Below are 13,395 nucleotides of genomic sequence, written 5' to 3' on the forward strand. Positions count from 1 at the left end.
TAACTGACTTGTCGGTCAGGGTCTTTTTGCGGGTTTTACGGTGCTAGCCACCCCTAACCGTCTGCGGACGTCTACCGACTTTTCAACAACTGTACGTTCCGGCGTCCGCAATGGACGCCGGAACTTAGTGTTATATACGGCCTCTATCGGGGCCGGGGAGCCGAGTCGAATCGGCTTCATTGTCTCCAAAGCCGTCGGGAACGCCGTGACCAGGAACCTCGTTAAGAGGAGACTGAGAGAAATAGGCGGACTGTCCTTGCACACGCATGGAACGGGTCTGGCGGTCGTGGTCCGGGCATTGCCTGCAGCTGCATCTGCCAGCTGGGAGCAACTGCTCTCTGACTACAACGCCGCACTGGCAGTGACGACGAAGCGATTGGGTGGCTCAGTTCCACGCAACGCTTCGACTGAACACAACGGCACCACAACGGAAGGGACACCGCGTGCATGACATAAGCACCGCCGTCGTTCCTTCTTCAAGCGCGCCCTCCGGACAGGTTCCCTCCAGGAATCTGTCCGCTGCGGTGGGCACCTTCCTCTGGGAGTTGCCGCGCAACATTCTCATTCTCTTGCTGAAGACGTACCGCAAGGTCATCTCGCCCCTGTACGGCCAGGTTTGCCGTTTCTTTCCCTCCTGCTCGGCGTACGCCCTGGAAGCAGTAACGGTGCATGGCGCCGTAAAGGGTAGCTGGCTCGCAGCCAAAAGGCTCGCCAAATGCCACCCTTGGAACGCCGGTGGAGTGGACCACGTCCCCGCCGGTCACCGTCACTGGCCCGAAGGCCGGACGCCCACAATTGTTGTACTGAACAATCCGGACCAGTTCCTGGCTGCTCAGGCTGATGAAGAAGGCCGCTCGGCGGCCTAACGAATAGGGATATCGTATGGACTTCTTTGAAACAATCATGTTTCCGTTCAAGTGGCTGGTGTCAATCATCATGGTTGGCTTCCACGAGGGACTGAGCTTCATTGGCCTGCCCGCCGCGAACGGCTGGACGTGGACTCTGTCCATCATCGGCCTCGTGTTGGTGATCCGTGCCGCCCTGATTCCAGTCTTCGTCAAGCAGATCAAAGCGCAGCGCGGCATGCAGCTGCTGCAGCCGGACCTGAAGAAGCTTCAGACCAAGTACAAGGGCAAGACCGATCAGCTCTCCCGCCAGGCCATGGCGCAGGAGCAGATGGCGCTGTACAAGAAGCACGGCACCAACCCGTTCTCGGCCTGTTTGCCGATGCTGATTCAGATGCCGTTCTTCTTCGCGCTGTTCCAGGTGCTGTCGGGTATCTCCAACGCCAAGAACGCGGGCAATGGCATCGGTGCCATGAGTGCCCAGCAGGTAGTTGAGTTCGACGAATCCAGCATCTTCGGCGCACCACTTTCTTCTGCGCTGTTGCACGGCGGGGCTGGAAACGTCTCGGTGGTAGTTCTCTCTATCGTGATGATCGTCGCCATGACGGCCTCGCAGTTCATCACCCAGAAGCAGATCATGGCCAAGAACATGTCCGAAGAGGCCATGGCCAGCCCGTTCATGCGCCAGCAGAAGATGATGCTCTACATCCTGCCGCTCGTGTTCGGTATCGGCGGCATCAACTTCCCGATCGGTGTCCTTATCTACTGGACCACCACCAACCTCTGGACCATGGGCCAGCAGTTCTTCGTCATCCGTCGTATGCCCACCCCGGGCTCACCTGCCGCCAAGGCACTGGAGGAGCGACGCGCTGCGAAGGGCCTGCCGCCGCTGCTGGGTGGCAAGAAGACCGCGGACGCTGCTGCTGAAGCCGAAGCTGCTGCCGCTGCAGCAGCCGAAATCCGTGCCCAGCGCGTCCAGCCACAACGTAAGAACAGGAAGAAGAAGTAATGTCTGCCGAGAGCACTGAAGAAGTTATCGCCGCTGTGACTGAAGACCAGGAAGTCTCCACGGAAGAGACGCAGTCCAAGACGGCCAGCCGTTTGGAAGAGGAAGGCGACATTGCTGCCGACTACCTCGAAGAACTTCTTGATATTGCCGATATCGATGGCGACATCGACATCGAGGTTCGCAATGGACGCACGTACATCTCCATCGGCGCCGATGAAGAGTCCGCAGCCTTGGACAGCCTCGTAGGACGCGACGGTGAGGTCCTGGAAGCACTGCAGGAGCTGGCCCGCCTGTCTGTTCTTTCTGCCACCGAAAACCGTTCGCGCCTGGTGCTGGACATCAACGGGTACCGCAAGGAGCGCGCCGGCGTCCTTCAGCAGATCGCCGAAGACGCCGTTGCCAAGGTCAAGTCCGACGGCGGAACCGTCGCCCTTGAGCCGATGAGCGCTTACGAACGCAAGATCGTGCACGATGCTGTCGCCGACCTCGGATTTGTTTCCGAGTCCGAAGGCGAAGGCGCTGGCCGCCACATCGTCGTCTCGGCTGACTAACAGCTCATGGTTGACATCACCGCAGCTGAATTGGAAGCGGCAGAGAAGATCTTTGGGGAGCGCTTGGATCTCGCCAAGCGCTATGTGGAACACCTGGCGACGTCAGGAACTGAGCGCGGACTGATTGGCCCTCGCGAGATTCCGCGATTGTGGAGCCGGCACGTTCTTAACTGTGCAGTCATTGAATCCGCCATTGCCATGGACAGCCATGTGGCCGACGTTGGTTCCGGCGCAGGCTTGCCGGGTCTCTGCCTGGCGATTGCCCGTCCGGACCTTGAGCTGACGTTGATTGAGCCGCTGGAACGTCGAGTCATCTGGCTCCAGGAAGTCGTTGATGACCTCGGCCTGGACAACGTCACCATCATGAGGACGCGTGCTGAGCTCGCTGTCGGAATGGTTGACGCAGATGTTGTTACCGCCCGGGCAGTTTCTGCTCTGTCCAACCTGGCAGGCCTCACGATTCCGCTGTTGAACGGCCGTGGTGAAGTGGTGGCCATCAAGGGTCGCAGTGCCGCCGAGGAGATTGAGAAGGCAAAGAAGGTCATCCGCAAACTTGGCGGCGTGGAAACGTCCGTTGTGGTTTGTGGACAGGAGCTTTTGGAGGAACCCACCACCGTGGTGAGGATTATCGTCAATAAGCCCGGAAAGACAGTCTGAGACCCGCTCGGTTTCCCGCGTGTCGGCGGCTGAGCAGTTAGGCTAGAGAACGGCAGCAAGCGCCGAATGAGAGTGAGAGTGTGACCAGTGGGCAGTAGTGAAACCTCCACGCAGCGAATCCCCCCGTTTATGTCTTTGGGGTCCGCGCGGGCCATGGCCACACCCTCTGCGTCTCTTCAGTCGGCGATAGTGCGCACTGATTCGGTTGATAATGCTGCTGTTTCACGTGAAACCGTATCTGATGGAGTGCATAACGTGATGGATTCCATTGACGATTCGAGTCCCATCGCCCGCCAATTGGCCAACGAGACCCGTCGGCGCGAACGGTTGATTGGCAGGGAACTGCCCAAGCCGGACAAGACCCGCATCTTCACGGTTTCCAATCAGAAGGGTGGGGTCGGTAAGACGACTACTACGGTGAACATCGCCGCTGCCCTGGCCTCTGCTGGCCTCAACGTGCTGGTGATCGACATCGATCCCCAAGGCAATGCATCGACGGCTTTGGGCATTGAGCACCATGCCGACGTCGACAGCATCTATGACGTCCTGATCAATGACCTTCCGTTGAAGGACGTTGTGGCTCCGTGCCCAGACATTCCGAACCTGATTTGTGCACCCGCGACTATTCACCTCGCCGGCGCAGAGATTGAGCTGGTTTCCCTGGTGGCCCGCGAGCAGAGGCTTCGACGCGCCATTGACGTTTATGCCAAGGAGCGGGAGAAGAACGGCGAAGGCCGCCTGGACTTCATTTTCATTGACTGCCCACCGAGTCTGGGACTGCTGACAGTCAATGCGTTCTGTGCCGCGAGTGAAGTGCTCATTCCCATTCAGTGCGAGTACTACGCACTTGAAGGCCTGAGCCAGCTTCTCAAGAACATCGAGATGATCCAGAAGCACCTCAACGCTGACCTGGTGGTCTCCACGATTCTGCTGACGATGTACGACGGTCGGACAAACTTGGCTGCGCAGGTGGCGTCCGAGGTCCGTCAGCACTTCCCCGAGCAAGTTTTGGGAGCTGTGGTTCCGCGCTCCGTGCGCATCTCTGAAGCGCCGAGCTACCAGCAAACGGTCATGACCTACGATCCTTCGTCGAGCGGCGCGCTGTCCTACATGGAAGCCGCTGCCGAAATCGCTGAACGCTAGAATTCTTGAAACACTGCAACAGCCTGAGCAGTTCCGTGCTCGGCTATTTCATCGGAGGGATGAATCAATGAGCGAAAAGCGAAGGGGCCTCGGCAGGGGTCTTGGGGCTCTCATTCCTAGCTCGGCCGCGGCCCAGGGAAACGGCGCCGCACCATCCCGCCCAGTGGACCTGTTCTTTCCGGAAGCAAGGAAGACAGAAGAGCAGGCCGTAGAAGCTCCGATTCACGAATCAACGCCTGAGGCGGAGTCCAAGCCGGCCGCTGGCAGGGCTGCAGCGCCAAAGACCAAAACTGCGGCTGCCAAGGCCCCGGTCAAGTCCACCGCGAAGTCATCGCCAGCGAAGCCTGCTACTAAGCGAGCTGCCGCGTCCGCTGATCTGACGGTGGATGACTCGGAATCCGCTGAGGCTGCAACGACGTCGTCCACTCGCTCTGCTGCGGACGTGGAGTTGGTGGAGGTTCCCGGTGCTCGATTTGCCGAGATTCCCGTGGGCGACATTCACCCGAACCGCAAACAGCCCCGTTCGGTCTTCGATGAAGACGACATGGCCGAGCTGGTGCACTCTGTCCGGGAAATTGGAGTCCTCCAGCCAATTGTTGTACGTACTTCAACCGAAAAGGGTGGAGAACCGTATGAATTGGTTATGGGTGAGCGCCGCTGGCGTGCAGTACAGGCCGCGGGACTGGAAACCATTCCTGCAATTGTCCGCGACACCACCGACGACGACCTGCTGCGCGACGCTCTGCTGGAGAACCTGCACCGCAGCCAGCTGAACCCTTTGGAAGAGGCCGCGGCCTATCAGCAGCTCCTTGAAGACTTCGGGACCACTCACGAGCAGCTTGCGGACCGTATCGGTCGATCACGCCCCCAGGTGTCCAACACTCTCCGCCTCCTGAAGCTTCCGCCGTTGGTGCAGCGTCGGGTGGCCGCCAGTGTGTTGTCTGCCGGCCATGCACGTGCTCTCCTCGCACTTCCTGATGCAGCTGCGATGGAACGCTTGGCACAGAAGATTGTGGCTGAGGGTATGTCTGTGAGAGCTACGGAGGAGGCAGTGGCTCTGTATCAGGATCCCACTACTCCTGCCAAGAGCAGCATCCCAAAGGCCAACGCGCGCCATGAGCGCTTGGACTACTTGGCGTCATCCCTTTCGGATCGTTTGGATACTAACGTGAAGATTACCCTTGGCGCACGTAAAGGACGCGTGAGCATTGAGTTCGCCAGCGTCGAGGATCTCAACCGCATCATGGATGTACTTGGACCTGGTGCCGAAGACTAGTTCATATTGATTCAACTGAATGGGGCTTACTCTTCGAGTGAGTCCCATTTTTGTGCCATAACTCAGTAGGAATGGCCCATTTAGAGCGGGTGGCTAATCTGCCCGCGTGGCTCAAGACTGTTCCTGCCGGAAGTGTGTGCATTGGTTTTGTGAGTGGATGGTCCCGGCGCAATGTTTCACGTGAAACTGGCGATTGCAGCCAGGCCGCCATTCTGAGGGAAGCCGCGTGGTGAGAATGCGCCTAGTAGGTTTGCAGCGCAGGAATTACGGCTCCAGGTCTCCGATGAATTTGGTCAGTTTGCGCTTGGAACCGGTCGCTGAATGGCTATTGCCGAGTCCATTGTCGAAATGCTGCACCCCTGGGTGGTCAGGCGACTGTGTCGCTTGGTTGATAGGCTCGTGCCTGCGCGGCTAAGAATGCGCATACGCCGAGGAGTAGGCACGATTGTGGCGGTTTGACGCTGACTGGGAGGCAGTTGGAGGGTGCCGTCCCATTGGAAGAGTGCACACTCCTTTGCGTCCGGAATGAGTATTCGCTGCTGCGGAACACCTTGAGTGGTGGCGGTAGCGACTCATGAGGGTAGGCAGCTCCATCGCTTGATCGGTCTCGTTGGACTTGAACGAGCAGAAGGATCACTCTTTGGGATGTTCCACGTGAAACTGCCATGGAAAGTCTCTGGCGTGGGAGTATCGATAAGATTGCGGTCTGTCCTGGGGCCTGCGCTGCTCTCGTACCAATAGGCAGAGTGCCTCAGACTCAGAACCGTGGGCGAACATTTTGGCGGGTGGCCGCCCGTCCGCCCAACTATGAGAGGCGGGAGACTCGCTTTCTGCAGTCGTTCGGCTCGATAGCTGCCTGTCGTGAACAATGAAGTAGCTCCATGCCTCGGTTGGATGGCGTCAAGGTACTCGGTTTCTGACCCATTGCACCGGTAGTGCCGGCAAAACTTGAATGATGGTGGCGGGCAACGGACTCCGTAGGTTGTCTTCTTGAGCTGTGGCTGCCTAGCCGGCTGGTACGAGCTCTCTGCCTGTGTGCGTTCTAGGATCACGTGCCGACGTTTCACGAGAAACGGTGCCACTCGCGTGTCGGTAAAGGGGGTTACGAATCACTCAATAGATGATGGGAGTCATGTTGGTTAGGGTTCGATCTGAGTCAGTGGATGAATAGGGTTTGGATCCCTGCTTCAGTCCCCAAGCCGCCTAACGCGCGGTTGCCGATATGAACCAACCTGGAACTCCGCATTAGAGTCTCGGTGCATGTCATTCACCAATTCCCCCGGCTCCTTGGATGTTTCACGTGAAACAGGTGTCTCGGCAAATCCAATGATGAAACCTCAGCGGCCCTATTGTGCAGTTCCGCGATTCTCGGGCATCGGGATGTAGGGGGGGCAGCTGAGTGATGTAGGGGTGCGGGCTGTGGTGCGCGGCATTGTGCTTCGCGACCATACTGGACCGCTCCCCTGTCTGTTTGGAATGAGGTCCAGTTGTGAGGAGTGCAGTCGGGGTCACTTCAGTCGTGATTGGGTCGCGAAGATCAGTCCCCTGGCTGGATGCCCTCCAGGACCCCAGCGGCTGGACGGCATGATTTCCATCGCCATATCAGGCCCGCTCCGGATGGTGCTGTGACAATGCCCTCCGCAACTCACTGCGATCCGTGCCGTACTCGGAATGTGATGGACATAGTACGATCAGTGCCTCTCCGTCGACTGGCAGAGGACCTTGGAAGACGTACGCTGCGTACTTCGACGTTGGCGTGCCGGATGGGCTGAGAATGGCCCATGCGCATCTGGGAAAGTGACAGGTTGGATCATTGACTAACGCGTGGCCAGTCCCCCGGCATCTTGTTGTGTTGGAGACGGTGTCGTTCCTATCCGGGCTAGGCGGTGGAAGTCTAACTTCGGCTAACCTCGGTGCTGAACTGAGCCAAGCACGTGGAGGTCTGAAGGCAGAGGCACCAGGGCAAACGTAGTCGTTTCGGAGACTGGACCACGTGCCGAAGTCCCCGCGCTCACCGTTCTGGGGAGAGGCCACCGAACATTCGATAGAGGGCGCTGGCCGCTCCTCGCCGGAGAGCTATGGTGGCCGGAATTTCCGAGTGCTCCTGGCGTCGTGGACAGGTGTGTGTGCTTGGCTGCGGTGGGCTTGAGTTGTGCACGCGTGGAGACGCATCAGGCGTAGGGGCTTTGGGCATCACCGCTGTCTTGTCTCCCTGCAGGTGGCTATGGGCGCAGGCGTCGATCCGGGCTGCTGAAGCATCACGCCGAACTGATACGTGGAACTCTAGAGCATACGGGGTCTCCCCCTCGAGGTGACAGCTGCAGTGCAGCATGGGCCGTCTCAACGTTTCAGTGCAGCGCCTTCAAAGAACACCTTCCAAGGACGCGCGCAACTGTGGGTTCGGCGCAGGCGCACTTAGGAACGGCCTCGGAATGGTCTGATGTCGTTTGTGCCGCTACAGGGTCTCACCTCTTGACCGCCCGTCACGACAGAGCAACACTCTCCCTGCGCCTGAGAAAGGAAGGGTTGCCCTTGCTAGGGGTCGCCTTGTCATCTCTCTTGATCCTCATAGTTGTTACATGTTTCACGTGAAACAGACGACCGGCCTCACGCTGCAGAAGCACTGTCATGGGTGCCTCGCGACTGTGCATACCGCGGTGGATATCTCTGTGGATAACACTGGGGATAACTCTGTGTGCAAGTTTCGGTTTTCCTCCCACCTTCGGAGCGCAATGCGGTTTGCCCCAGGGTTCTCGCCTGGTTGCTATCCGTCGCTAGGAGCACTGCGTATGCGGCGGTTCCGGGCGGCAGACGCCGCGGGCCTTTTTGATTGTGTTTAACGCCATATTCCTTTGATTTTGGCGTACTTTCACTTGAGCCCGACGAGCTCGCAGAGCCGTGCCATGCGGCGGCTTGAAGGCGGTGAATTCGGTAGGGTCTTCATTGACCCACCACGGACGACGTAGGGCTCTGTGAATAATGTCATGGGCAGTGGATAAGCCTGTGGATAAGAGTGTGTACAACTTCAATGTCGGGTTAGGTGCATCGGTGGACAAGTGCCTGCGTTGACCCGTGCATTCGTCGTAACGTCCGCGGTTTAGCTCGCTCCGACGGTCTGACCCAGCCTCCCGAATAGTGGCTCAGTGTAGGGGTTGCTCGCGTTCATGTTGCCGTGTTGGAATAGCCGCCACTTCTTTGCGGACCAACAGCGGTTCTAGTTGCCATCTGAGCGCCACTTCGCAGATCGGTAACAGTGGCCAGCTTCTTCGAGGATGCACATTCATCCGATGTCTAGAGCAGATGTCTGCTGCGGCCAGCTACTCGGTGGTTTCCCGTGGCGGTGTCCCCCTACCCTATCCTGAAGCATCAGGATAGGGTCGAGGGCTGAGTCCTAGAGGTCAGTTGGTCGCAAGTGCTGGCAACGTCAGCGTTCGACCTCCCGCACAATCTGCGGTGCGCTCCGCAGTTCCGCCGCAGGGTGGTCATTGCTCACCTCCCCCGGGTCTTGGTTGGCGTTTTGAATGGCCAGACTTGGTCCAGTCGTGAACTGCCGGCTACGAGTGTGGACGCCGAAGCATCCATGGAGGAGCGTGGCCAAGTCGTCCGTAGCCGTCAGTGTCTACTCCAGTTTGCTGCACCCGTCTATGGCACAGCGCTACGCCATGTGCTGGATACGAGTGCTGCGACGTTTCACGTGAAACAAGGCGTGCTCAGGTGGCCACAGTTTCACGTGAAACATCGCAGGATCGATTGACCACTGTGTGAGTCTCCGGTGATGGAGGGGCCAGTGTGTGAGTGCACTTTCGAGCACGCCTGGTGCGTTTCTGGAGCTTTCATTCTGCCGGTCGGGTGAATCCTCTAGCAGGCTTCCTCCGGGCAGTGGCGACGGCTCTATAGGTGAGCTCGCTGGGTTCCTGCCGGCCCTTCTGTGTGCTGCGCCCCATTCCTGCGCGAGACGCGTTAGGGGGCTCAATCGTCACGTCTGGGGCACTTGGACCTTTGCAGGTGGCGTGCTCCCGTCATCGGTTGGTGGACTGGAACGCGGCTCAAGCGATAGGCCTTGAGTAGGTCAGCAGCACTTGGCAGGACGAGGCACTGCGGGGGGGGGCATAATACTGGGAACCGCCGGACCCTGCAGCACCAGAACCGTATGCGCTGGTAGGTGTTCCGTTGAGGAGAGGACGACCTTCTTACCCAGGGCCTTACCCAGGCACGGTTGTGGCATCCGTGGCCCTTGGGAGACCGTGCGGGGGCGCCACAGCTGCGGAATGTTCGGGTGTGTTTCACGTGAAACACCGCAAGACCGCACCGAAGACTCTGATCTGAGCGTGGTTGCGAGCTGCAGCGTTGGCGGGACGACTAATCATCAGGATGCGGAAGGCGGTCACTCAAGTGGTGCGGTGACACAGGATTTGGACTCTTTCTGTTCGTGGGCAGCCCGGAGGCAGCAGAGCGAAGGCGATACGTCACGCTTCCTTGCTGGAGCGCTCATGCCCAACAAGTGATCCTTTCGGTGTCGTGGCTTCTATACCTGTTGAGAGGCGTCAATCACGACGATTTGATTGTCGCTCTGATCTATCCAAGCCCGCGATGGACCCATAGTCGTTGCTGGCGCACCTGGAGTCTGTCGGTGGATAATTCCCAAAACTATTATTGGGTTCGTTTGCTCAGCTACCTGCCATCCAGCGGTAGGGACTCGGTTGCTTGAATTCCAATCAGAGCGCACCAACGCTGAGTTCCTGACCTTCTTTGGTGTGGATGCATGCCAGGGCTCTCAGGAGGCTCTGAGAGCGCCTTCAGCCGGTCGGATTCCACCGATACCTGCAATGGGACCGTTCAAACACCAGGCATCCACGAGGGGCTGAGTGGTCGAGTGCTGTGACTACTTCCATGGCGTTACGAAGTACTCTGGCGGGCCGTAGACTGACTCTTCCCCTTTGCACCCCTGCGCCGGTAATGAGTGCAGGCACTCCCCAACTGGGGTACACCGACCTCCCAAGCCCTGGGTTCGAAGTCAGGCCGAGTGTTTCACGTGAAACACTCGCACATTCGATGCATTTCTCCCACACATCGAACCTCCATGCTGCGCCGGCTTCACCTGAGCACGTGTTATTTCACCAAATTTGGGACCTAGCACTTGTCTACAGTTGCGGAACCAAGGACATTTCCTGGCAACGAAAAGCGGACAGTTTCCCCCACTTGGTCTTGTCTAGGCAAGATCCTCTGAATGGGGCCTCTCCGATCTTCAGTTCGAGTTCGGATTCATTGCAACCCTTCCCAGGCTCGACAAGGATGCAATTCCTTCGACAGCAGTTCTTTGCTCGGCGCGTGCTACCGGTGCTGGGAAAACACACGGAACCATAGCTCAGCCGTCTACGCTTGCATTGCTCGGACTGCTATGGCTAGAACCGAGCGCTTCTGAGTACCCCTTACTCTCAATGCTTCTGACGATCAGGGAACTGAAGGTGGTCCGTTGGAACCGGCGCAAACGTAGAGAAGACCTTACCCGCCGGTGCAGCCTCCGCCATCCATTTCCCATGGGTGACGATCATCCTAGCGAGCAGCCAGCTCCCCAGCGAATCAACCTGAAGGATTCCTGGCTTTTGAGAGAGAGGCCGGACTCAGCTCATGGCATCTCTGTTCGGGGCCGGTATGTCAGAGACGGTTGGGGGCGTCGACATGAGGGCTCCCTGGAATCAGCACCCGGTCCTCGGTCGCACTGGAGGTGGGTGAGAGTGGGTTGGGCTGGTCGGCCCGGTGGGTGAGAGTGGGTTGGGCTGGTCGGCCCGGTGGGTGAGAGTGGGTTGGGCTGGTCGGCCCGGTGGGTGAGAGTGGGTTGGGCTGGTCGGCCCGGTGGGTGAGAGTGGGTTGGGCTGGTCGGCCCGGTGGGTGAGAGTGGGTTGGGCTGGTCGGCCCGGTGGGTGAGAGTGGGTTTGGCTGGTCGGCCCGGTGGGTGAGAGTGGGTTGGGCTGGTCGGCCCGGTGGGTGAGAGTGGGTTGGGCTGGTCGGCCCGGTGGGTGAGAGTGGGTTGGGCTGGTCGGCCCGGTGGGTGAGAGTGGGTTTGGCTGGTCGGCCCGGTGGGTGAGAGTGGGTTGGGCTGGTCGGCCCGGTGGGTGAGAGTGGGTTGGGCTGGTCGGCCCGGTGGGTGAGAGTGGGTTGGGCTGGTCGGCCCGGTGGGTGAGAGTGGGTTGGGCTGGTCGGCCCGGTGGGTGAGAGTGGGTTTGGCCGGTCGGCGCGAATTTCGGCCTACCCCAGGTAGGGAGAAGTGAAATGCACGAAGCGGTCGCGAACGAAGCCCACTACGGCAACCAGCCACGGGAAAGAGACCGAATTTGGTTCATTTCCTTGAAAAACGGAAAAAACCGGCGGTTCCCACCCCCTCAGGAGCGGCAACCGCCGGCTTTCGACGAATCAGGATACGGAAGTGAACCTAGGACAGAACGTCCGCAAATTCCTTCTCGAAGAACTGCTTCGGCTTGGCGCCAATGACAGTGCTCTTAACTTCTCCCCCGCTGAACAGGTACACGGCCGGGATGGACGTGATGCCGTACTCGGCCGCGATTGCGGGGTTGTCGTCGACATTGAGTTTTACAACGTCAACCTTCTCGCTGTACTCAACGGAGATTTCGTCGAGGATCGGGCCAAGCTTGCGGCAGGGGCCGCACCACTCTGCCCAGAAGTCTACGATGACCGGCTTCTCGGAAGCCAGGACATCCGTGCTGAAGCTTGCGTCAGTTACGTCTTTTGCGTTGCTCATAACTTTTCCCTTCGTATGGTTGCTTGGATGCAGCTTAGGAGTTCAGGTCTGCAAGGTAGTGCTCAACATCGAGTGCAGCCACACAACCGGAGCCCGAAGCCGTGATGGCCTGGCGGTAGGTGGGATCGATGACGTCGCCTGCAGCGAAGACACCCTTAATGTTGGTACGGGAGCTACGGCCCTCGACGGCGATGGTTCCCTCGGGCGTCAGGTCAATCTTGCCCTTGATGAGGTCCGTGCGGGGATCGTTGCCGATAGCGACAAAGACGCCAGTGACCGCGAGTTCGGACTCGGTGCCATCCACCAGGTTCTTCAGCTTCAGGCCAGTGACTTTGTCTCCGCCAAGAACGTCCTCGACGGCCGTGTTCCAGACGAAATTGATTTTCTCGTGTGCCTGCGCGCGGTCGCCCATGATCTTGGAAGCCTTGAGCGTATCGCGGCGGTGGATAACAGTGACAGACTTTGCGAACTTGGTGAGGAACAGTGCTTCCTCCATTGCGGAGTCGCCACCGCCAATGACGGCGATGTCCTGGTCCTTGAAGAAGAAACCGTCGCAGGTTGCACACCAGCTAACACCGTGGCCGGAGAGGCGCTTTTCGTTCGCCAAGCCGAGCTCGCGGTAGGCAGAGCCAGTGGACAGGATGATGGCCTTCGCTTGGAAGGTCTCCCCCGTTCCGATGGTCACGGTCTTGATGTCGCCGTCGAGATCGAGTTCGGTGACGTCCTCGAACTGGATCTCGGTGCCGAATCGCGCGGCCTGCTTTTCGAAGTTCTCCATGAGGTCCGGACCCATGATGCCCTCGGGGAAGCCCGGGTAGTTCTCTACGTCCGTGGTGTTCATCAGTTCGCCACCAGCGGTGACCGAACCGGCAATGAGCAGAGGCTTCATGTTGGCACGGGCGGTATAAACAGCGGCGGTGTAGCCGGCTGGGCCTGAACCTACGATGATGACGTCACGCACCTGCGATGCGCTGTTTTCTGCAATGCTCACGTGGCGTGAACCTCTTCCTTAGTCGATGCTGCGGCTTTCGGGGCAGCCACCTGACTCAACCCCGGTTACGCCCCAAATATTCCGTTGGAGTTGGGGACCCTAAAAGCCACCATCATTCAGGGTACCGTCTGGAGACACGGCAAATCGAAGTGGGGACTCCCGTGAC

At 59.0% G+C, this 13,395-nt stretch carries 9 protein-coding genes; 7 read left to right on the forward strand and 2 right to left on the reverse strand.

The features are described 5' to 3' along the window. The first annotated feature begins 40 nt into the window (after positions 1–40). The 7 genes from rnpA (at position 41) to ACSSVG_RS10235 (ending at position 5,481) form a co-directional block, all read left to right on the forward strand. The gene (rnpA, locus tag ACSSVG_RS10205) at positions 41–451 is read left to right on the forward strand and encodes a ribonuclease P protein component (RefSeq protein ID WP_231338789.1); all 411 of its coding nucleotides are present in this window, start codon (positions 41–43) and stop codon (positions 449–451) included. Next, complete coding sequence (gene yidD, locus ACSSVG_RS10210; protein ID WP_492418740.1) at positions 381–866, forward strand: membrane protein insertion efficiency factor YidD; 486 nt, start codon at positions 381–383, stop codon at positions 864–866. The genes rnpA and yidD overlap by 71 nt, the downstream gene beginning before the upstream one ends. A gap of 16 nt (positions 867–882) precedes the next feature. After that, a complete protein-coding gene (yidC, locus tag ACSSVG_RS10215) occupies positions 883–1,854 on the forward strand; it encodes a membrane protein insertase YidC (RefSeq protein WP_231338790.1) in 972 nt (323 codons plus the stop codon). After that, positions 1,854–2,405 (forward strand): Jag family protein, encoded by a 552-nt coding sequence (locus ACSSVG_RS10220; RefSeq protein ID WP_231338791.1) that lies wholly within the window; start codon positions 1,854–1,856, stop codon positions 2,403–2,405. Before yidC ends, ACSSVG_RS10220 begins: the two co-directional genes overlap by 1 nt. 6 nt (positions 2,406–2,411) lie before the next feature. Continuing rightward, positions 2,412–3,062, forward strand: a complete 651-nt coding sequence (gene rsmG, locus ACSSVG_RS10225) for a 16S rRNA (guanine(527)-N(7))-methyltransferase RsmG (protein WP_231338792.1) — start codon at positions 2,412–2,414, stop codon at positions 3,060–3,062. Between the two features lie 87 nt (positions 3,063–3,149). Beyond that, entirely contained in the window at positions 3,150–4,205 is a 1,056-nt protein-coding gene (locus tag ACSSVG_RS10230) for a ParA family protein (RefSeq protein ID WP_231338793.1), read from the forward strand. 67 nt (positions 4,206–4,272) lie between these two features. After that, the gene (locus ACSSVG_RS10235) at positions 4,273–5,481 is read left to right on the forward strand and encodes a ParB/RepB/Spo0J family partition protein (RefSeq protein ID WP_492418742.1); all 1,209 of its coding nucleotides are present in this window, start codon (positions 4,273–4,275) and stop codon (positions 5,479–5,481) included. Positions 5,482–11,911: 6,430 nt separating this feature from the next. On the opposite strand, the gene trxA is transcribed toward ACSSVG_RS10235, so the two are convergent. Next, positions 11,912–12,238, reverse strand: coding sequence for a thioredoxin (gene trxA, locus ACSSVG_RS10240; protein WP_014923339.1), 327 nt, complete (start codon positions 12,236–12,238; stop codon positions 11,912–11,914). Positions 12,239–12,272: 34 nt separating this feature from the next. After that, positions 12,273–13,229 carry a thioredoxin-disulfide reductase gene (gene trxB / locus ACSSVG_RS10245; RefSeq protein ID WP_492418743.1) on the reverse strand — a complete coding sequence of 319 codons (957 nt, stop codon included), beginning with the start codon at positions 13,227–13,229 and terminating at the stop codon, positions 12,273–12,275. Positions 13,230–13,395 lie beyond the last annotated feature (166 nt).

The organism is Paenarthrobacter sp. E2MeOHC11 (assembly GCF_058744955.1).

Excerpts from the sequence above, each read along its gene's own strand:
- ACSSVG_RS10220 (WP_231338791.1), top strand. The coding sequence starts at position 1,854 with ATGTCTGCCGAGAGCACTGAAGAAGTTATCGCCGCTGTGACTGAAGAC.
- trxA (WP_014923339.1), bottom strand. The coding sequence starts at position 12,238 with ATGAGCAACGCAAAAGACGTAACTGACGCAAGCTTCAGCACGGATGTC.
- yidC (WP_231338790.1), top strand. The coding sequence starts at position 883 with ATGGACTTCTTTGAAACAATCATGTTTCCGTTCAAGTGGCTGGTGTCA.
- rsmG (WP_231338792.1), top strand. The coding sequence starts at position 2,412 with ATGGTTGACATCACCGCAGCTGAATTGGAAGCGGCAGAGAAGATCTTT.
- ACSSVG_RS10235 (WP_492418742.1), top strand. The coding sequence starts at position 4,273 with ATGAGCGAAAAGCGAAGGGGCCTCGGCAGGGGTCTTGGGGCTCTCATT.